This window comes from Bacteroides sp. (assembly GCF_030151085.1).
Taxonomy (GTDB): domain Bacteria; phylum Bacteroidota; class Bacteroidia; order Bacteroidales; family Bacteroidaceae; genus Bacteroides.
Window position 1 is genome coordinate 1 of sequence record NZ_JASLER010000077.1, and the last position, 18,893, is coordinate 18,893.

The following is an 18,893-nucleotide window of genomic DNA, read 5'->3' on the forward strand; positions in this document are numbered from 1 at the left end:
TGCATTCTGGAAACCTTGTCCATCATTGCCTACGTAGTTTGCCAGTCCTGCCATTTGGAAACCTTTGGCGTCATTTAAGATTATGTTAGCCAGACCTCCCCAGGTAAACGCTTCTTCATTCTCTGAAATACCTGCTAATAAATTGATGGAAAATGTATTTGTATATTGATTCGAATACATCCCATTAGTACTGAGAGGAGGAAAGAAACTTAATTGAAATACTGATTTTTTCTCTGCGTTTGTTTGAGCTGATAATGTGCTATAAGCTGCTAACCATAGTAGTAATGCTAAAATCTTCTTCATCTTCTTATTTTTTTGTTAGTAATCCTTTTATTCTTATTTATTCTTGGTTATTGTGATTCCGTGCACAAAGATATACCAACTAGTTCTTTTCCTAAGAGTTTGTATACAAACCTACTTGTTTCTTATGACGAAATGGGTAGTTTCAGCGATTTTTCTCTATTCATCAGATATTAATAGATAACTTCCTCAATCCTTATCTAAAACTTGCTTTGCATAGAGATTAAACTTACCTTTGTTATAGAGAAAACTATAACCGAAACCTTTGATTATATAACCGAATCTTTTGGCTATATAATCAAAAGCTCTGATTATAAAATCAAAGCTTCTGATTAAAGTTTATATTATGGGTTAAGTAACTTTGATTCCTATGCAAAGCAACTTTTCTCTTAACGTCAAGCAGATTTTATATTAACATCAAATAAATCAGAAATATGGCATATTATGTAATGGAAGAAATGCCCGACATTCACAAGAAGGGCGAACGAGTGCTTTATCCTCGTTTTGCTATGATAGAGCAAATATCTACCGACCAACTGGCAAAGTTTGTGGCCGAAAGTAGTGGTTTCAATATGGGTGACATTGTAGGGATTGTGAAACAGATTGCTATCGAGATGGCACATCAGATGGCACAGGGACGCTCTGTGAAGCTTGATGATATCGGTACTTTCACACCTGCCCTGGCACTGCGTGACGGTAAAGAACGCGAAAAAGCCGGTGAAGACGCCGAACACCGTAATGCACAAAGCATCGTAGTAGGTAAAGTGAATTTCCGTGTAGATTTGGACATGGTGAGGCGTATCAACAGCCGTTGTCTGCTGGAACGTGCACCTTGGAAGACCCGCCGCTCTTCCCAACATTTCACTCCGGAACAACGACTGGCATTGGCTGTGAAGCATCTGGATACACATCCTTTTCTCACCGTCAGCGAATATCAAAGATTGACAGGGCTGCTTCGTACTACTGCCACCAATGAGTTGCGCCAATGGGCCGGCCAAACCGATTCAGGCATTGAAACTACCGGACGTGGGGTGCACCGGGTATATATCAAGAAGAATACCACTGTTACAGAATAGGAGCTATGGAACATAATTATATAAACTATGAACAAGATAATAATTGTTGGTGCTTCATCGGGGATGGGGAAAGAGTTGGCACGCTTATATGCTGATACGGATGCTAAGATAGGGTTGATAGGACGGAGAGAAGAAAAATTGAAAGAACTATCTCTTTCTAGTCCGGCGAAATATGTCTATAAGGTGTGTGATGTCGCTGATACGGAGCTTACTGCCCTTTGTATGAATGAGCTGGCCGATGAACTTGGCGGGTTAGACCTTGTCATCATCTCGGCAGGTATAGGCGAATTGAACAATGACTTGGATTATCGCCTGGAAGAGAGTACCATGTTGACGAATGTCCTTGGCTGGACACATCTCATGGACTGGGCTTACCTCTATTTTCGAAACCAGGGACATGGGCATCTGGTAAACATCTCTTCCGTTGGAGGAATTAGAGGAGATGGCATTGCACCCGCATACAATGCTTCTAAATCTTATCAGATTAATTATACGGAGGGTATTCGTAAAAAGATGGTAAAGCTTCGGCTTCCTCTGTTCATAACCGATGTTCGTCCCGGATTTGTAGATACTTCTATGGCAAAAGGCGACGGCTTGTTTTGGGTAGCCAGTGTTGAGAAAGCAAGCAAACAAATATTCCGGGCAATTCAGCAGAAAAGAAAGATTGTCTACGTTACTAAAAGGTGGAGGCTGATAGCGGGAGTCTTAAAGCTGTTACCTACTTCGATTTATTGCAAGATTTGAAACATATATTTCTGAATTAACACTAAGGGATATCCTTAAAAACAAAATTGTTGCCTAATAAGAGATTATGTTAAAAGTTAAGTTGATTAAGATACAATCAGCCCGTAGGAATGTTCTAATATTGAAGAATCAGACGTCTGTATCTCCGATGCAGTTCAGAGAATCATTTAAGTAGTTAAATTAAAACATTCAGTATATGAATTTAGAAAAAGTTCTCAATTATCGCCGCTCCGTGCGTGCGTATGATAAGGAAAAAACTATTGACCCGGAATGGGTAAAGCATTGTTTGGAACTGGCGACGTTGGCGCCCAATAGTTCGAATATGCAACTTTGGGAGTTCTATCACATCACCGATCCTCAATTGTTAGCGAAAGTTTCGCATGCTTGTCTCGATCAGAAAGCAACTTCTACAGCTTCGCAAGTGGTCGTTTTCGTAGTGCGGCGGGATGCCTACAGGAAACATGCGAGGTTTGTACTCGACTTTGAACGGGCAAACATTCAGCGCAATAGTCCCAAAGAACGGCAAGCGAAGCGTATCAAAGACCGGGAATTATACTACGGATTCTTGATGCCGTTTGTGTATGCACGGTTCTTGGGGTTGTTAGGACTATTCCGCAAATTGCTGGCAAATGTCATCAGTATTTTCCGACCGATGATGCTCGAAGTTTCCGAGAATGATATGCGTGTGGTTGCCCATAAATCCTGTGCTCTTGCTGCCCAAACGTTTATGATTGCGATGGCAAACGAAGGATATGATACTTGCCCTCTGGAAGGACTGGATAGCCGTCGGCTTAAGAGGGCATTGAAACTGCCTTATGGTGCGGAAATAAACATGGTGATACCTTGTGGAATACGGGATGGAAATAAAGGGATTTGGGGGGAACGGTGCAGGCTGCCGTTTGAGGAGGTCTATCGGACTCTATAAACTTTTGCCTGCCTGCCCGTGTGAATACTATTTATTCTACTTCCGGCGCTTCCCAAACTCCTGATTTATACATCCGGTAGCTTCTCTCTATCTTTTTCGGAGTATCAGCTTCCAAGGCATAGAGTATTTCACGACTGAATTCCAGAGCGGCAAATCCGTTGGCGGTTACTATATTTCCATCTCTTACTGCCGACTCATTGATATAATGGCATTCACCGGTATAATTTGTACCGGCGTATGCTTTCAGATACTCCAGTCCGTTACTGGTATGATTCACTTCATTCAGGAATCCATGTTTTCCGAGAAACACGGATGCGTTACAGATTCCTGCTACCAGTTTCTTGTTCTCGATAGCATCTTTTACCAACGGGACAATAAGTTTGGCTTCGGGGGTAAACCAACTCATACCACCGATTAGTACGATACCTGCATAGTCGGCAGGAATATCATTGATGCCATAGTCGGGCAATAGGTTGAAACCGCCGATAGATTTAACCGGCTTATTGGTTACCGATACTGTTTTCACGACATATTTGCACTCGCTTCCGGGCTCAACTCCGGCTTGCAGGTTTGGAGCAATATAGGCGCCTTCCCAATCGGCAAAATCATTGAGCAGGACAAATAGAATTTCTTTCTTCATAATCTATGGTTTTATCTTTTAAAGCATTTGCGTACAAAAATAGTAGAAAGCGTTTCACATCCATACTTTTACAACAAACTATTTTTCAGAAGTTCTTCAAAAAGGGCATCACGGTATGAATTACCAATTGCTATTTCATAACTTTTAATGAAAACGTCGTTATTGCTGAAAGAGTCGATGTGGTCTTTGTTTACAAGATACGATCTGTTTATCCGCAGAAATGTACTTTTAGGCAGCAAGTCGTGTATGCTTTTTACATTCATACGGGTTATTATATGCTGTCCGTTATCCATTTGGATGATTACATAATCTTTCAGTGCTTCTATAAAAAGAATATCTTTTAGGATTACCTTGAAATACCGTCTTTCGGATTTGACGAAAATATACTCTTCCATACTCTTTAGACTGTTTTATTGTATATGTGTTGTAACTTCTTTTTGTTTATCAGTACAATGTCTCCATTTTTGGCTTTGTGCTTCTTCAGAGGATAATTCTCAGGAGTAAAAATAGCTTCTGCGCTAATTATCTGCTCTAAGAGGTTGGCGGATAATCCTAAGCAAGACCGAATAACTGTGGATAATTTTAGCCCGAATTCATAAGGCATTTGAATTTTGAATGCTATAATTTCATGGTCTGCATCTAAAAGGCTATTTATCGAGATGTTGTCATGCTGTATTTCATATTCTACACTACTCCAATCAATCTCAACACTGTTCTTTCGTCCTATTTCAGCAGAAAAAGCGTATTTGTGGGCTGTGACTTCATCATTTTCGGAAAACTTAGAAAATAATTCTTTCTTCATCAGTTCAGGTTTTGTGCGTGAGAATATGGTTAAGTTATAGGTGCTGTCGCATTCTATACATCTATATATCAACCATACATCAATGTTTCTTTTTTGAGCATTCACTCTGAATTTATCGCTGCAATAAAACTTATTGCAACTACAGTGATTGCATTTTCGTTTTAAGGTCGGAGTATTTTTAACTTCGATTTTCCATATATATTCTGTTCTCATTATCTATACTGTGCTTATTGTTCTTTGAAGGATTTTAATAATATTCACAGCATTACAGTATGTGACAACTCAATAGCCGTCATAAACTACAATAGCAAATGCTTATGTCTCCTTAAGGGGACAATTCTGTGAATGAAAAAAATGTAATAAGAAACCTGTTCAAGTAGGGTTACCTGAACGAAAGAATTATTAACCTGCGGTTTATAAGGTTAATATTATGCCAGTATAAATTTAAGAATTGCTCTCAAAATGTGAATATTATGGTTACAGTGCACAAAGGTATTCTTTTTCTTTATATGCATTTGAAAATGTAGACGGATGATGCTTTTCGAAGGGCTGAATTGAGCTCTTTTGTATACGAACTTGTAATTAGCCTGAATTCGGATTCTTTTGTTTTATTTCTTAAGATACATCCTTCAAACTACTGGTGTAAGTTTTCTCTTTTCATATTTTTCAAGATAATCTTTGTAAAACGCAAATATACCGATAAAACGAAAAATAATACATGGCAATAGAACTGAAAAAGGTATAACTTTGCTCCGAACATTAAAATCAATAACATTATGGACTTTTTAGAACTTACTAAAAGACGTTTTTCAGCAAGGAGTTATAAATCGGATGCAGTAGAGCAAGAGAAACTGAATTATATAATAGAATGTGCCCGCTTTGCCCCTTCTGCTATTAATTATCAGCCGTGGCACTTTTTGATAGTAAAGAGTGAAGATCAGCGACTGAAAGTGCAACAATGCTATAATAGAGAATGGTTTGCCGAAGCTCCGGTTTACATCGTTGTATGTGTAGATAGTTCCGTGGCATGGGTACGTAAGTCTGATAACAAGAATCATGCGGATATTGATGCAGCTATTGCAACAGAGCACATTTGTTTGGCTGCAACTTCTCTTGGATTGGGTACTTGTTGGGTGTGTAATTTTGATTTGGACAGACTTAAGTCTAATTTTCAGTTACCTTCTGAAAAACATCCTGTTGCCATCATTTCATTAGGATATGTAAATGAATTGCCTAAACATTCTTCTACCAGAAAATCAGTGGATGAAATAGCTACAATCTACTAGAATATAGATACCATGAAAACTGAATTGGAAAAGTGCTTGGCTGGCGAATGGTATGATTGCCATGCTCCGGTTTTTCTTGAATTTAAGGAAAAAGCACATCATTTGTTGATGAAATATAATTCTTTGCCATACGAAAGAAAAGAAGATAAATGTGTAATACTTAAAGAACTTTTTGGCAGTATGGGGACCAAGGTATCTGTTGGGCATTCTTTTATTTGTGACTATGGCTGTAATATTCATATTGGTAATAATGTAACTGTAAATGTGCGGTGCACCTTCATTGATTGTAATAAAATTACTATTGGTAATAATGTGCTTATAGCTCCTGATGTGCGTATTTATACGGCTACCCATCCTGTTGATTTGGACGAACGCCTGACTCCTGTTGAAACAGCGGACGGTCTTGAATATATCCGTCATACCTATGCTCTCCCTGTGACAATAGAGGATGGATGTTGGATTGGTGGTGGAGTTGTTATTTTGCCCGGCGTGACTATTGGTAGGGGGAGTGTTATTGGTGCAGGAAGTGTAGTTACCAAGAATATTTCGGCTAATAGTCTGGCTGTTGGAAATCCTTGTAAGGTTGTGCGCAAAATAAATAGGAAGTAAAGCGATGATTAAATTAGTGGGTTTTGATTTGGACGGTACAATAGGAAATACTATCCCTTTGTGTATAAAGGCTATCAAGAGGGCTGTAGAACCATACATTATGGGTGAAGTATCCGATGCTGAAATAGAACAGACTTTTGGTCTGAATGAGGAAGGTATGATAAAACAACTTGTGGGTGATGAAAACTGGAAAGATGCGCTAAAAGACTTTTATGCCGTTTATAGTGAGATGCATGATATGTGTCCACAACCTTTTAGTGGGATTTTAGATTTAATAGAGGAGTTGAAATCAGAAGCTGTTTGCATTGTTCTGATTACGGGTAAAGGAGAACGAAGTTGTGATATAACTTTAAGGCAGTTTGGTTTGGAGAAAAGTTTCGACCGGATAATAACAGGGAATTCCCAAAGAAACACGAAATCTGATGCTATTAAAACTTTGTTACGTACCTATAAATTACAGCCTGGCGAAATGATTTATATAGGTGATACGGTTTCTGATATTGCAGCATGTAAAGAGGCTGGTATCTGTTGCTTATCCGCTGCATGGGCTAATTCTGATGAAATTATTCCTGATTTAGAGGAGATTAATCCAAACAGAGTGTGTTATTCTGTTCATTTATTAAGAGAATTCTTGATACATTGATAAGTGGTTCCAGTAATAGGAGAGTAGTGGAAATATGCGTTAAAATGAGCAAAATGAAAAAGAGTTTTTCATTTTGGAAGGGATGATATATGAATCAGTTTCTATAAATTGTTGATTATGAAAGTATAAACAATGTGTGATAGTCTTTGGTATATCCTTTGTCTTTCTACTAACATGAAACTTTATATTATATCAAACAGGCTACCCGTAAAAGCAGCTAACACTGATGGAACATTTGTTTTCTCACGTAGTGAGGGTGGTGTTGCTACTGGATTGGATTCTCTTCAGACTTCTTATGAGAAGCATTGGATAGGCTGGCCGGGATTATGCGTAAACAAGGACGAAGACAAACAGGAAATTACAGAGAAACTACAGGACATGAACTTTCATCCGGTTTTTCTGTCCGAGATGCATATTCAGAACTATTACGAAGGCTATAGTAACAGCACTATTTGGCCTCTATGTCACTATTTTTATGTATATACATTATATAAGAATAGTTTCTGGCAATCTTACCAACAAGTGAACCGGCTATTCTGTGATGAAATCTGCCGGATTATACGTCCTGGCGATAAAGTATGGATTCAAGATTATCAACTGATGTTACTTCCCGGTATGCTGAGAAAAGTATATCCTGACCTTTGTATAGGCTATTTTCATCACATCCCATTTCCTGACTATGAACTTTTCCGCATACTTCCCGAAGGAGCTGAAATACTGAAAGGTTTGCTAGGAGCGGATTTCATCTCATTTCATACCCACGACTATATGCGCCATTTTGTTGGTACTGTAGAACGAGTACTGCATGTCGAATTCAAACTGGACGAAGTGCAAATGGGAAACAGGGTTGTGAGAGTGGATGCATTGCCGATGGGTGTAAATTACGAACTATATCATAATGCCGCCCTAAAACCGGAAGTACAACAAGCCATCGAGAATACGCGGAAGTTATTCGGCAATCATAAACTGATTCTTTCTGTGGATAGATTGGATTATAGCAAAGGGATTCTTCACCGTTTGTATGGCTTTTCCACCTTTCTTGAGCATCATCCCGAATATCATGGAAAAGTGACCTTAGCAATGATTATTGTTCCTTCGCGTGACCAAGTGGGTAGTTATGCCGACCTCAAAGCAAAGATTGACGAAGAAATAGGTTCCATTAACGGACGATACTCCACTATAAACTGGACTCCGGTCTGTTATTTCTATCATGGCTTTTCACTGGAAGAACTCACCGCCATGTATTTTGTAGCCGATGTAGCATTAGTAACTCCGTTGCGCGACGGAATGAATCTGGTTGCTAAGGAATATATAGCTACCAAACGGGATAATCCCGGTGTACTCATTCTCAGTGAAATGGCTGGTGCAGCAGTCGAACTGACAGATGCCATTCAAATTAATCCGAATGATATCGAACAGATAGAAAAAGCTATCTGTCAAGCGCTTGAAATGCCTGTAGCCGAACAGGAAAACCGTCTACAACGTATGCAAAGTATCTTGTCTAAGCAGACTGTTAACAAATGGGCAGCCGACTTTGTGTGCGGATTGAACGGTACTTATCAAAAGAATGAAGAACTTCGGAAGAAACGCCTCGTAGCTGCTACTATTGCACAAATCAAACAAAAGTATGATCAGGCGAAACAGCGGCTTATACTTTTAGATTACGATGGAACATTGGCTGCCTTCACATCACGCCCGGAAGATGCTAAACCAACTCCTGAACTCCTTGCCCTGTTACAGCACTTGGCCAATGACTCTGCGAACCATGTTGTTATCAATAGTGGTCGGGACCAACTTACTTTGGAACAATGGTTGGGGGCACTTCCTATTTCGATGGCTGCTGAGCATGGGGCTTTTTATAAAGAGACTGGTGTCTGGCACAACAATATAAGGAAGATAGATTGGGGTACGGGTATAATGTCCATTCTACAACTGTTTGTAAGTAAGACCCCACGTTCACATTGGGAAATGAAAGAGACTGCTCTGGTATGGCACTATAGGGAAAGTGATACTTGGTTGGGCACTTTACGTGCACAGCAGTTGGTCAACGCATTGCTGTCTATCTGTACCAGGCAGAAACTGCAAATTATGCAAGGCAATAAGGTGGTTGAAATCAAGTCGCCGGAATACAATAAAGGGTCTGAGATAAACCGGTTGTTATCCGGGAAGTCGTACGATTTTGTAATGGCAATGGGCGACGACGTAACGGACGATGACATGTTTCAGGCATTACCCAAGAATGCTATCACTATAAAAATAGGTAGTGTGTCTGAAGCGGCTAATTATAATTTGCTATTCCAGAAGGATGTACTTCCTTTTTTGCAGTCTCTTATAAACAAACAGGAAAGTGCTTCAGCCCGTGGTGCAAACAAGAATTATCTTGTTTCAGCATTCAATTTTTTGAATGACTTACTGAAGCCTGCTAAAAACAAAAAACAATGAATAATCTGAATTACGGAGTGATAGGCAATTGCCGTACGGCTGCCCTTGTTTCTCAAACAGGAAATATTGAATGGTTATGTTTCCCCGATTTTGATTCTCCTTCTGTTTTCGCTTCTTTGCTTGATAAAGAGAAAGGGGGAGAATTCGGCTTTGAGGTATCGGACAATTATCATATAACTCAAAGCTATGTGCCTCATACGAACATCCTTTCCACGCTATTTTCTTCTGAAGAGGGAGAATTTGTAGTTCTCGACTTTATGCCCTGTTATCCTAATGGTACGGGGGAATATTTGCCGGCAGAAATCTATCGTTATATACGATGGATAAAAGGAAAACCACGCTTCAAAGTAAATTATCATCCGGCTCCGAACTATGCGCGGGGCAAGGTAATTTTCAATATCACTCCAAAGTATATTGAAACTTATGGCTCGGTAGATAATAAAGACAGGCAATATTTATATTCTTCCTTGTCACTTTCGGATATTTCAGAGAAGAAAGAAGTTGTACTCGAAAAAGATGAATTCATGTTGCTCTCTTATAACGAGAAAGTGATTGAAGTTGATATTGAACGAGAAAAAATAGAATATTGCCGTACGTTGGTATTCTGGCTGAACTGGACTAACCGAAGTAAAAAATACCTTCAATACAATGACGTGATTGAACGTAGTTTGTTAGTTTTGAAATTGATGTCTTACTACAACGGTGCAGTGTTGGCAGCGTTAACTACCAGTTTGCCTGAATTGGTGGGGGATGTACGCAATTGGGATTATCGTTTCTGTTGGCTCCGTGATGCTTCCATGTCCATCGAAACCTTGTTCCAAATAGGCTATGCCGATGCAGCTAGGCGTTTCATGAAGTTTATTCAGACAACATTCGTCTCCAAACATGAATATCAGATAATGTATGGAATTCATGGCGAACATAAACTGACGGAAATCATACTCGAACATCTATCCGGTTATAAGAATTCCCAACCGGTGAGGATAGGGAATGATGCTTATCATCAAAAACAGAATGACTCTTATGGGTATCTGATGGATTTGATTTATCAATATTACCAACTCATGCCTGGTTCGCTGGACGAAATAGAAGACATGTGGGAAATGGTGAAAAATATCCTGTTGACAGTGATGGAAGACTGGACAAAGCCCGATAAAGGAATTTGGGAAATCAGAGGAGAAAAGCAGCATTTTGTTTCTTCAAAAGTGATGTGCTGGGTTGCCCTTGACCGCGGAGCGAAAATAGCCCGGATGTTGGAGAAGTATAGCTATAGTGACTATTGGCAGTGTGAAGCGGATAAAATACGGCAGGAAGTGATGGAGCGTGGTTGGAAAGAGCAGATTCAAAGTTTCTCTCAGACGTATGAAAACGTGGTTATGGATTCCTCATTATTATTAATGGAGTCTTACGGATTTATTGATGCCAATGATATTCGGTATCATAAAACAGTAGATGCCGTTAAAAATGCACTTCTTCATGAAGGATTGATGTATCGTTACAATGGTGAAGATGATTTCGGACTACCTGCATCAGCTTTTACTATCTGTACTTTCTGGCTTATACGTGCCATGTTCGTGACCGGACAAAAGAAAGAAGCAAGATGCTTGTTTGATGAAGTCTTGAAATATTCCAATCATCTCGGGCTCTTCAGCGAGGATATTGACTTCAATACAAAAGAATTACTTGGGAATTTTCCACAGGCATATTCCCACTTGGCATTAATAAAAACAGCAATTCTGTTCACGGAAGAGACGAAACGTTTTCCTTTTATACGTCCTTAGCTGTATTAACTTCGAACTATTTAAGAAGAATGGATAAAAATATAATAGGAATAAGTGCAGGAATTATTTGGAAACTTCTGAATGATAACGCTTACTCAGAAGAAGATGATGATGCGTTATACGGTTAGGAGTTGAGTATCATATAATACTTAATAGTGTAGTTTTATTATAAATTTGCAGCAGTAGGTGGTGAGGGGGAAGAAGCTATATTTAGCATTAGTGTCTTCCCTTTTATCCGTATAGGTTACAGACTTTTCTTGAAACGGCTATTTTTTGCCACCTACTAGAAAAAGAAATCCCTGATAATCAAGAATTTTTGGGGATTTGCTTGATTTTTCTTCTCTTCTCAATGATCCGCCTGGTTCATGAATTAGGCGGTATATTTTCTAAAAAACATTCTCTTTGGAATTATAAGCCTTGCAATGAAAAGTTTGAGATAAAAACAATATATCTCCCTGACTAGTTGATAAAGTCAACTAATTATTTTATCTTTGTGCGATGAAACAAGAGCATGTTAATAGTATAAGAGCTTTTAATAGGTACTATACAAAGTTATTAGGCGTACTTAACAAGTATTATTTAGGAAGTGAATTTGGACTTCCTGAGATTCGCATCATTCAGGATGTTTATTTGCACCCTGATAGAAGCTCTAAAGATATATCCAGTGAGTTAAATATGGATAAAGGTTTGTTGTCCCGTTTATTAAAACAACTTGAACAAAAAGGGTATATATTTCGAAAGGGAACAGAAAAAGATAACCGCATGGGATTAATAAATCTAACGGAAAAAGGATGTGAAATTTATCATCACTTAAATGCTGCGGCTAATCAATCTGTGGAAGAAACCTTTATGCACCTGAACGATAACCAGCTACAAGAGTTAATAAATAGTATGAATTTTATCTATAATACCATAAATGAAATGGAAACAAATCTTGTGGTTAAGAATGTTGTACCAATTGTCATACGCCCAATAGAAGAAGAAGATAATACTTCAATTGCCTATATACTCCGTGCTTCGGTTGAAGAACATGATGCTCCTAAGGTGGGTACTTTTTATGACGACCCACACACTGATATTATGTTCCAAACTTTTAATATAAAAGATGCAGAGTATTGGGTGGTGGAATGTAATGGCACAATATTGGGTGGTGGCGGTTTTTATCCAACTAAAGGTTTACCAAAGGGGTATGCTGAATTGTCAAAATTCCATTTTAGCCCGGAGCTTAGAGGGAAAGGCATTGGAAAGCGTCTGCTTCAATTAATAGAACAACGAGCAATAAAAGCTGGATATACACATCTGTATATTGTTTCTTATCATCAGTTTGGAAATGCGGTTGCAATGTATGAAAAATATGGGTATGAATATATAAGCAGTGCATTAGATCAGTCAGGACTTTATCAGGATGCCCCATTTCATATGCTGAAAGAGTTATAAATAACTATGAGGATTTGCACATGTTAGAAAAGTTTTCCACATTTATGTAACTGATTACGTATTTACTTAAATAAAACCGATAGAATATGGATTTTTTTAATCAAACAGGTAAAATGGCAATTGGTAGTAGGTTACGGATGTTAACCGATAGAATAACTAATGATGCCGAACTTATTCACAAAATGTATGGAATAGATATTCGTGCAAAATGGTTTCCTGTCTTTTTCGTATTAGCGCATGGTGAAGCAAAAACAATTACTACTATCGCAAAAGAAATAGGGCATTCACATCCTTCGGTTAGTAACATTGTAAAAGAAATGGTTGCAAGAGGAATTGTAAAGGAGACAAAAGATAAGTCTGACGGAAGAAGAAACTTAATAATGCTATCTTCCCAAGGGAAAAAAATGTCAGAGATACTCACTGAGGAATGCTCTGATATGACTGTTACTATAGAAAATATTTCATCCGAAACGCATAATGATTTATGGCAAGCCATTGAAGAATGGGAATGTTTATTATCAAGTAAATCATTACTGGAACGTGTAAAAGAGGTAAAAAAACAAAGAGAAAGTAAGGATGTTAAAATAACACTTTATGAACCTTGTTATCAAGAAGCTTTCAAATCGCTCAGTGAAGAATGGATAAACAAATACTTCAAAATGGAAGAAACAGATTATGCGGCAGTCAATAATCCCAAAGAGCTTATATTAGACAAAGGAGGAGAAATATTTGTAGCACTTTATAAAAATGAACCTGTTGGTGTTTGTGCTTTGCTTAAAATGAATGATGAACATTATGATTATGAATTGTCTAAACTTGCTGTTAGTCCTAAAGTTCAAGGAAAAGGAATCGGACTTCTTTTAGGGCAGGCAGTTATTAATAGGACCAAAGAATTAGGGGGGAGAAATCTGTATTTAGAGAGTAACACTGTTTTAAAACCGGCAATTCATATCTATGAGAAATTAGGTTTCAAAAAAGTCTTTGGACATAACACATCTTATCAGAGATGTAATATTCAAATGGAATTGGCAATAAAATGAGTTAAATGATATGGTGAGTAAGGAAAGATGCAAATTCGTGGGACTTTTTTTGATTAAATTTTAGTCCCACGATTTATCCACCGATAATATGCTTGAAACGGCTATTTTCTGCTACCTGCTGGAAAAAAGAAACCCCTGATGGCGTTTGATTATCAGGGGTTTGCTTGATTTTTCTTTTGTTTTCAGTGATCCGCTTGGGGCTCGAACCCAAGACCCCAACATTAAAAGTGTTGTGCTCTACCTGCTGAGCTAGCGAATCAATCCTTTATTGCTGTTAAGCGGGTGCAAAGATAGGTACTTTTATTGAAAATGCAAGGGAATAAAAGAAAAAAGTTTGCATTAATTATTCTGTATACCCTTTCTTTATTGATTATCAGTAGGTTCTATGCTGCGAAAATTTTCCTTGTTAATGATGAAACGTTGATAGTATGAAATCATTAGAGTCGTAAGTGGAAGAGCTATGATCATGCCTAACATTCCCATTAGTGAGCCCCAAATTGACAAGGATAATAGGATAATGGCAGGATTCAAACCTGTAATTTTACCCATAACGCGTGGGACAATGATCCCGTCTTGGATAGCTTGTACAACTGCGAATACGGCAGTGGCTGAAGCTATGATGATCCAAAAATTACCTCCTGTATCTGACGCTTTTAGTATAGCAAGTATAATCGTAGGGACAAACCCGATAATTTGTAAATAAGGCACCATGTTTAAAGCACCAATAAAAAGACCTAAACCTATTGCTAGTGGAAAATCAATAATTAGGAACCCAATGCTGAAAAGGATGCCGACACAAAGAGCTACGAATGCCTGTCCTCTAAAATATTTGTTCATGCCATCTTTTACATCGTTTAGTAGTTCTACAACAAAAGGACGGTATTTTTGTGGTATAAGATGAGTCCAACCTTCAGAAATACTTTCATAATCTAATAATATAAAGACTATATATAAAAGTATTATGAAGAATGTAAAGAAGCTGAATAATAAGTTTATTGATTCTGATAATAATGCCCATAACCGAGGAACACCTTCTTTTATTGCATCCAATAAACTCTCTTCTTTGAATAGCCGAGTGATGAAATCAGAATCGATATTTTCCCGGAGAAATTCAGATAATGTTTTAGGAACGTTGCTATTGTAAGATCCACCGGAAAAGTATTCAATCAAAAGGTCTTGTACTCGTCCAAATTCTTGAATCATGGGAGGAACGAGTAAATAGAATGCTGTCCCACAAACTATCAATAGAGTAAACAAGGCACAAAATATGGAAATAATTCGATATTTTAGTTTAAGTTTATATTGGAAAAATGTGACCAAAGGGTATATTAAGTAAGCAATCAGCCATGCTATGAAGAATGGTAACAGTACACTACTTAATCGTTTAAGGAGCATGAGTATACCAATGATGATAAGTCCGAGGATGACACCACGAATAAAACTGTCGAATGTAATCTTTTTACGCTCCATAAGACTCTGATTTTATTAAGTTGGACTATTACTGTATGTTCTTTTGATCTTCTTTGATAGCCTGCTGATAACATTCCCGGCATAACGGTTCGTATTCAGCAGTTTCACCCAGCAAAACTTGTTTATCGTTTTTTACCGTGCGGTGGGAGAAAGATGCCAATTGTCCACATTTTACACAAATAGCATGTACTTTGGAGACTTCATCTGCAATGGCACATAGTCCTGGCATAGGACCGAATGGAACTCCACGGAAATCCATATCCAGCCCGGCGATTATGACACGTATTCCATTGTTTGCAAGTTGATTACATACATCAATTAAACCATTATCAAAAAACTGTGCTTCGTCAATGCCAACAACATCGATTTCAGAAGTAAATAATAAAATACTTGCAGACGAATCTATAGGAGTGGAAGCTATTGAATGACTATCATGGGATACTACGTCTGCGTCAGAATACCGTATATCAATGGCTGGTTTGTATATCTCTACTCGTTGCTTGGCAAATTTTGCACGTTTTAATCGTCGTATTAATTCCTCTGTTTTGCCGGAAAACATGGAGCCACAAATGACTTCAATTCTTCCTCTACGTTTGGTCTCTTGTATGTGATCTTCCGAGAATACTACCATGGTTTTAGGTGTTATATTTAGCGCAAAAGTAATACTTTTGTTGGCTTTCAGAGATTATTTCATTATTTATTTCTACATTTGCGGCATTAACATGGAGTGTGTAGAAAATATGCAAACCTTACTAAACGACATAGAACTGGACATTCAGGAATTGAAATGTTTGATGCAGGCTATTGCAGGTGATACCAATTCGGCGTTGCGAGTAGTAGCAAAACGTAGTATTCAGCAAATGAAAATGCGTTTGGATGAACTACAGAAATTATTAGATGAAATTCCTGAAATTAATCCGATTGTAACTCGTGTTATAAGAGATGAGGAAGAACAATCTGTTGCCAGTGCTGCTGAGCCGATGTTATCTCCCGTAGCTTCATCTTCACCTATTCTAGCAGAATGTATTAAACCCTCCAAAGACCTTCGTCATGCTATTAGTTTGAATGATTCATTTCGATTTACTCGTGAACTGTTTGGCGGTGATGCGTTGCGTATGAATGAAATAGTGCGTTTATTGGGTGAAGCTCCTGATTTGAATAAAGCAATAGTTATTTTCAATTCGGAGGTACAACTTGATGAAGAAAATGAAGCAGTAATTGATTTTATAGAACTTCTTAAAAAATACTTTTGTTAATTCACTGATGGATATGGGAAGACTTTATGTAGTACCTACTCCGGTGGGAAATTTGGAAGATATGACATTCCGTGCTATCCGGATATTGAAGGAGGCAGACTTGATACTTGCTGAAGATACGCGTACATCAGGGATTTTACTAAAACATTTTGAGATAAAGAACTCCATGCAATCCCACCATAAATTTAATGAACATAAAATGGTGGAAAGTGTTGTTAATAGAATAAAGAGTGGTGAAACGGTAGCTCTCATTTCTGACGCAGGTACACCTGGAATATCAGATCCTGGTTTCTTGGTAGTAAGAGAATGTGTTCGTAATGGCATCGAAGTGCAATGCCTGCCGGGGGCAACTGCCTTTGTACCGGCATTGGTTGCGTCTGGTTTGCCAAATGAGAAGTTCTGCTTTGAAGGATTTCTTCCACAAAAAAAAGGACGCATGACACGTTTAAAAACATTGGCGCAAGAATATCGTACGATGGTTTTTTACGAATCACCCCATAGGTTGGTAAAAGCTTTGACGCAATTTGTGGAACATTTTGGTGCAGAACGTCAAGCATCTGTTTCCCGAGAGATTTCTAAAGTACATGAAGAAACTGTTCGTGGAACTCTCACAGAGCTAATTGAGCATTTTACTGCCAATGAGCCTCGTGGTGAAATAGTAATTGTAGTAGCAGGAATAGACGATTAAATAACTTCATTAACAAAACGTAAATTAAAAGCGTATGAAAAAGTTAGCTGTTTTGATTGTATGCGGTGCTGTAATGGCTTCGTGTAATGGTTTTTCAGGTGGTAGTAAAGACCAGTTGAAAGCTGAAAATGATTCTCTTTTGATGGAACTGACACAGCGCAATGCTGAATTGGATGAGATGATGGGAACTTTTAATGATATTTCTGAAGGATTTCGTCAAATCAATGCTGCCGAAAGCCGTGTGGATTTACAACGTGGTGCTGTGTCCGAAGGTTCATTAAGTGCTAAAGAGCAGATCACTTCTGATATTGAATTCATCCGTAAGCAGATGGAAGAAAACAAAGAACAGATTTCCAAACTGCAAGCTATGCTGAAAAGTAGTAAGACTAATTCTACTCAATTGAAGAAAGCTGTTGAATCTTTAACTCAGGAATTAGTTGCTAAGACTCAGCGTATAGAAGAATTGCAAGCAGAATTGGCTTCTAAAAATATTCGTATTCAGGAGTTGGATGCTGCTGTGACAGGATTATCTGCTGATAAAGACATGTTGTCTGCTGAGAATGAAGCGAAATCTAAGACGGTTTCCGAACAAGACAAAGCTCTTAATACTGCTTGGTTCGTTTTTGGAACAAAGAAAGAGTTGAAGGATCAGAAGATTTTGACAAATACAGGACTCTTTAAGAAAGGACAGGTTCTGAAAGATGGAGATATCAACAAGGACTATTTTACACAGGTGGATATTCGTACTACAAAAGAAATTAAGTTATACTCTAAGGATGCTGAGATATTGACAACTCAACCGACGGGATCTTATTCTTTGGAAAAAGACGATAAGGGACAACTTACTTTGAAGATCACCAATCCGAAAGAATTCTGGAGTGTATCTAAGTATTTGGTAATTCAAGTGAAGTAACACTTTATTGTGTATTTTTAATTGAAAATAAGTTGCTGCAGATTTATACAGAGGACACTTTCTCTGTGTAGTTCTGCAGCAATTTATTTTTTTAGTCTTATATATAATTTATGGCTTATTCATATAAAAACTTGTTTTTTGATCTTGATGATACTTTGTGGGCTTTTTCTGAAAATGCACATGATACATTTGAAGAAATGTATTTTAAGTATCGTTACGATCGTTATTTTGACTCTTTCGAACATTATTATAAAATTTATCAAGACCGTAATTTGGAGTTGTGGGCGGAATATGGTGATGGGCATATTACAAAAGAAGACTTGAATCGCCAACGTTTTCTGTATCCATTGGAAGCTGTTGGTGTTGCGGATGCTGCATTAGCAAAAGCTTTTTCTGATGATTTCTTTTCTGTTATTCCAACTAAAAGTAAATTGATGCCGTTTGCAAAAGAATTGCTGGAATATTTATCGGGGAAATATAAGTTATACATCCTTTCTAATGGTTTCCAGGAACTTCAATGTCATAAAATGCGTTCGGCTGGAATTGCTCATTATTTTAAAAAAGTTATTCTGTCGGATGACATCGGAGTACTAAAACCTTGGCCTGAAATTTTTCATTTTGCACTTTCAGCCACTCAATCAGAATTGAAGGATTCACTAATGATAGGTGACAGTTGGGACAATGATATAACCGGAGCAAAAAATGTGGGTATGCATCAGGCATTCTATAATGTGAATGGTAGAACAGAGTTTCCTTTCCGACCCACTTATCATGTAACTAGCTTAAAAGATTTAGTGCAAATTTTGTGACATTGTAAGATTTAGTTGTATTTTTGTCAGTA

At 37.9% G+C, this 18,893-nt stretch carries 18 protein-coding genes, 1 tRNA gene and 2 pseudogenes; 14 read left to right on the forward strand and 7 right to left on the reverse strand.

Translation table 11 applies throughout. From position 1 onward, the window contains the following. Positions 1–303: pseudogene (locus Q1W14_RS15015) on the reverse strand (hypothetical protein); the annotation flags it as partial. 431 nt (positions 304–734) lie between these two features. Between Q1W14_RS15015 and Q1W14_RS15020 the strand changes: the two are divergent. The 3 genes from Q1W14_RS15020 to Q1W14_RS15030 all read left to right on the forward strand — a co-directional run bounded on the left by Q1W14_RS15020 (position 735) and on the right by Q1W14_RS15030 (position 3,045). Further along, entirely contained in the window at positions 735–1,376 is a 642-nt protein-coding gene (locus tag Q1W14_RS15020; RefSeq protein WP_300702815.1) for an HU family DNA-binding protein, read from the forward strand. A gap of 27 nt (positions 1,377–1,403) precedes the next feature. Then, a complete protein-coding gene (locus tag Q1W14_RS15025; RefSeq protein ID WP_300702816.1) occupies positions 1,404–2,120 on the forward strand; it encodes an SDR family NAD(P)-dependent oxidoreductase in 717 nt (238 codons plus the stop codon). Between the two features lie 196 nt (positions 2,121–2,316). Beyond that, positions 2,317–3,045 carry a nitroreductase family protein gene (locus tag Q1W14_RS15030; protein WP_300702819.1) on the forward strand — a complete coding sequence of 243 codons (729 nt, stop codon included), beginning with the start codon at positions 2,317–2,319 and terminating at the stop codon, positions 3,043–3,045. A gap of 31 nt (positions 3,046–3,076) precedes the next feature. Here Q1W14_RS15030 and Q1W14_RS15035 read toward each other — a convergent pair whose 3' ends face one another. The 3 genes and pseudogenes from Q1W14_RS15035 to Q1W14_RS15045 form a co-directional block, all read right to left on the reverse strand. Continuing rightward, positions 3,077–3,685, reverse strand: a complete 609-nt coding sequence (locus Q1W14_RS15035; protein ID WP_300702821.1) for a type 1 glutamine amidotransferase family protein — start codon at positions 3,683–3,685, stop codon at positions 3,077–3,079. A gap of 68 nt (positions 3,686–3,753) precedes the next feature. Further along, positions 3,754–4,074, reverse strand: a pseudogene (locus tag Q1W14_RS15040) (LytTR family DNA-binding domain-containing protein); the annotation flags it as partial. Between the two features lie 11 nt (positions 4,075–4,085). Next, complete coding sequence (locus Q1W14_RS15045) at positions 4,086–4,700, reverse strand: DUF1062 domain-containing protein (RefSeq protein ID WP_300702824.1); 615 nt, start codon at positions 4,698–4,700, stop codon at positions 4,086–4,088. Positions 4,701–5,263: 563 nt separating this feature from the next. Here Q1W14_RS15045 and Q1W14_RS15050 point away from each other — a divergent pair. From Q1W14_RS15050 to Q1W14_RS15080, 7 genes are all read left to right on the forward strand, one after another. Continuing rightward, positions 5,264–5,773, forward strand: coding sequence for a nitroreductase family protein (locus tag Q1W14_RS15050; RefSeq protein ID WP_300702825.1), 510 nt, complete (start codon positions 5,264–5,266; stop codon positions 5,771–5,773). Positions 5,774–5,785: 12 nt separating this feature from the next. Further along, entirely contained in the window at positions 5,786–6,382 is a 597-nt protein-coding gene (locus Q1W14_RS15055) for a sugar O-acetyltransferase (protein ID WP_300702827.1), read from the forward strand. 4 nt (positions 6,383–6,386) lie between these two features. Continuing rightward, a complete protein-coding gene (locus Q1W14_RS15060; protein ID WP_300702829.1) occupies positions 6,387–7,025 on the forward strand; it encodes an HAD family hydrolase in 639 nt (212 codons plus the stop codon). 174 nt (positions 7,026–7,199) lie between these two features. Beyond that, positions 7,200–9,467: a bifunctional alpha,alpha-trehalose-phosphate synthase (UDP-forming)/trehalose-phosphatase gene (locus Q1W14_RS15065; protein ID WP_300702832.1), complete on the forward strand. Its 2,268-nt coding sequence runs from the start codon at positions 7,200–7,202 to the stop codon at positions 9,465–9,467. Beyond that, complete coding sequence (locus Q1W14_RS15070; RefSeq protein ID WP_300702833.1) at positions 9,464–11,248, forward strand: glycoside hydrolase family 15 protein; 1,785 nt, start codon at positions 9,464–9,466, stop codon at positions 11,246–11,248. The genes Q1W14_RS15065 and Q1W14_RS15070 overlap by 4 nt, the downstream gene beginning before the upstream one ends. A gap of 498 nt (positions 11,249–11,746) precedes the next feature. Next, the gene (locus tag Q1W14_RS15075; RefSeq protein WP_300702835.1) at positions 11,747–12,685 is read left to right on the forward strand and encodes a helix-turn-helix domain-containing GNAT family N-acetyltransferase; all 939 of its coding nucleotides are present in this window, start codon (positions 11,747–11,749) and stop codon (positions 12,683–12,685) included. A gap of 86 nt (positions 12,686–12,771) precedes the next feature. Beyond that, positions 12,772–13,725, forward strand: a complete 954-nt coding sequence (locus Q1W14_RS15080) for a GNAT family N-acetyltransferase (protein WP_300702836.1) — start codon at positions 12,772–12,774, stop codon at positions 13,723–13,725. A gap of 186 nt (positions 13,726–13,911) precedes the next feature. Here the strand turns inward: Q1W14_RS15080 and Q1W14_RS15085 are convergent. The 3 genes from Q1W14_RS15085 to Q1W14_RS15095 form a co-directional block, all read right to left on the reverse strand. Further along, positions 13,912–13,984: transfer RNA gene (locus Q1W14_RS15085), tRNA-Lys, on the reverse strand. A gap of 104 nt (positions 13,985–14,088) precedes the next feature. Continuing rightward, on the reverse strand, positions 14,089–15,195 hold the full coding sequence (locus tag Q1W14_RS15090; RefSeq protein ID WP_300702837.1) for an AI-2E family transporter: 1,107 nt from the start codon (positions 15,193–15,195) through the stop codon (positions 14,089–14,091). 28 nt (positions 15,196–15,223) lie between these two features. Beyond that, on the reverse strand, positions 15,224–15,826 hold the full coding sequence (locus Q1W14_RS15095; protein WP_300702839.1) for a thymidine kinase: 603 nt from the start codon (positions 15,824–15,826) through the stop codon (positions 15,224–15,226). A 109-nt stretch (positions 15,827–15,935) separates the two neighbouring features. Here Q1W14_RS15095 and Q1W14_RS15100 point away from each other — a divergent pair, with 109 nt between their 5' ends. The 4 genes from Q1W14_RS15100 (at position 15,936) to Q1W14_RS15115 (ending at position 18,861) form a co-directional block, all read left to right on the forward strand. Then, the gene (locus tag Q1W14_RS15100) at positions 15,936–16,451 is read left to right on the forward strand and encodes a hypothetical protein (protein WP_300702869.1); all 516 of its coding nucleotides are present in this window, start codon (positions 15,936–15,938) and stop codon (positions 16,449–16,451) included. A gap of 13 nt (positions 16,452–16,464) precedes the next feature. Next, positions 16,465–17,139, forward strand: a complete 675-nt coding sequence (gene rsmI, locus Q1W14_RS15105) for a 16S rRNA (cytidine(1402)-2'-O)-methyltransferase (protein WP_300702841.1) — start codon at positions 16,465–16,467, stop codon at positions 17,137–17,139. Between the two features lie 34 nt (positions 17,140–17,173). Next, a complete protein-coding gene (locus Q1W14_RS15110; RefSeq protein WP_300702843.1) occupies positions 17,174–18,052 on the forward strand; it encodes a hypothetical protein in 879 nt (292 codons plus the stop codon). 110 nt (positions 18,053–18,162) lie between these two features. Next, positions 18,163–18,861: a YjjG family noncanonical pyrimidine nucleotidase gene (locus Q1W14_RS15115; RefSeq protein WP_300702845.1), complete on the forward strand. Its 699-nt coding sequence runs from the start codon at positions 18,163–18,165 to the stop codon at positions 18,859–18,861. Positions 18,862–18,893: the final 32 nt, after the last annotated feature.

Coding starts and splice junctions, on each gene's coding strand:
- Q1W14_RS15020 (WP_300702815.1), top strand. CDS start 735: ATGGCATATTATGTAATGGAAGAAATGCCCGACATTCACAAGAAGGGC.
- Q1W14_RS15025 (WP_300702816.1), top strand. CDS start 1,404: ATGAACAAGATAATAATTGTTGGTGCTTCATCGGGGATGGGGAAAGAG.
- Q1W14_RS15030 (WP_300702819.1), top strand. CDS start 2,317: ATGAATTTAGAAAAAGTTCTCAATTATCGCCGCTCCGTGCGTGCGTAT.
- Q1W14_RS15035 (WP_300702821.1), bottom strand. CDS start 3,685: ATGAAGAAAGAAATTCTATTTGTCCTGCTCAATGATTTTGCCGATTGG.
- Q1W14_RS15045 (WP_300702824.1), bottom strand. CDS start 4,700: ATGAGAACAGAATATATATGGAAAATCGAAGTTAAAAATACTCCGACC.
- Q1W14_RS15050 (WP_300702825.1), top strand. CDS start 5,264: ATGGACTTTTTAGAACTTACTAAAAGACGTTTTTCAGCAAGGAGTTAT.
- Q1W14_RS15055 (WP_300702827.1), top strand. CDS start 5,786: ATGAAAACTGAATTGGAAAAGTGCTTGGCTGGCGAATGGTATGATTGC.
- Q1W14_RS15060 (WP_300702829.1), top strand. CDS start 6,387: ATGATTAAATTAGTGGGTTTTGATTTGGACGGTACAATAGGAAATACT.
- Q1W14_RS15065 (WP_300702832.1), top strand. CDS start 7,200: ATGAAACTTTATATTATATCAAACAGGCTACCCGTAAAAGCAGCTAAC.
- Q1W14_RS15070 (WP_300702833.1), top strand. CDS start 9,464: ATGAATAATCTGAATTACGGAGTGATAGGCAATTGCCGTACGGCTGCC.
- Q1W14_RS15075 (WP_300702835.1), top strand. CDS start 11,747: ATGAAACAAGAGCATGTTAATAGTATAAGAGCTTTTAATAGGTACTAT.
- Q1W14_RS15080 (WP_300702836.1), top strand. CDS start 12,772: ATGGATTTTTTTAATCAAACAGGTAAAATGGCAATTGGTAGTAGGTTA.
- Q1W14_RS15090 (WP_300702837.1), bottom strand. CDS start 15,195: ATGGAGCGTAAAAAGATTACATTCGACAGTTTTATTCGTGGTGTCATC.
- Q1W14_RS15095 (WP_300702839.1), bottom strand. CDS start 15,826: ATGGTAGTATTCTCGGAAGATCACATACAAGAGACCAAACGTAGAGGA.
- Q1W14_RS15100 (WP_300702869.1), top strand. CDS start 15,936: ATGCAAACCTTACTAAACGACATAGAACTGGACATTCAGGAATTGAAA.
- rsmI (WP_300702841.1), top strand. CDS start 16,465: ATGGGAAGACTTTATGTAGTACCTACTCCGGTGGGAAATTTGGAAGAT.
- Q1W14_RS15110 (WP_300702843.1), top strand. CDS start 17,174: ATGAAAAAGTTAGCTGTTTTGATTGTATGCGGTGCTGTAATGGCTTCG.
- Q1W14_RS15115 (WP_300702845.1), top strand. CDS start 18,163: ATGGCTTATTCATATAAAAACTTGTTTTTTGATCTTGATGATACTTTG.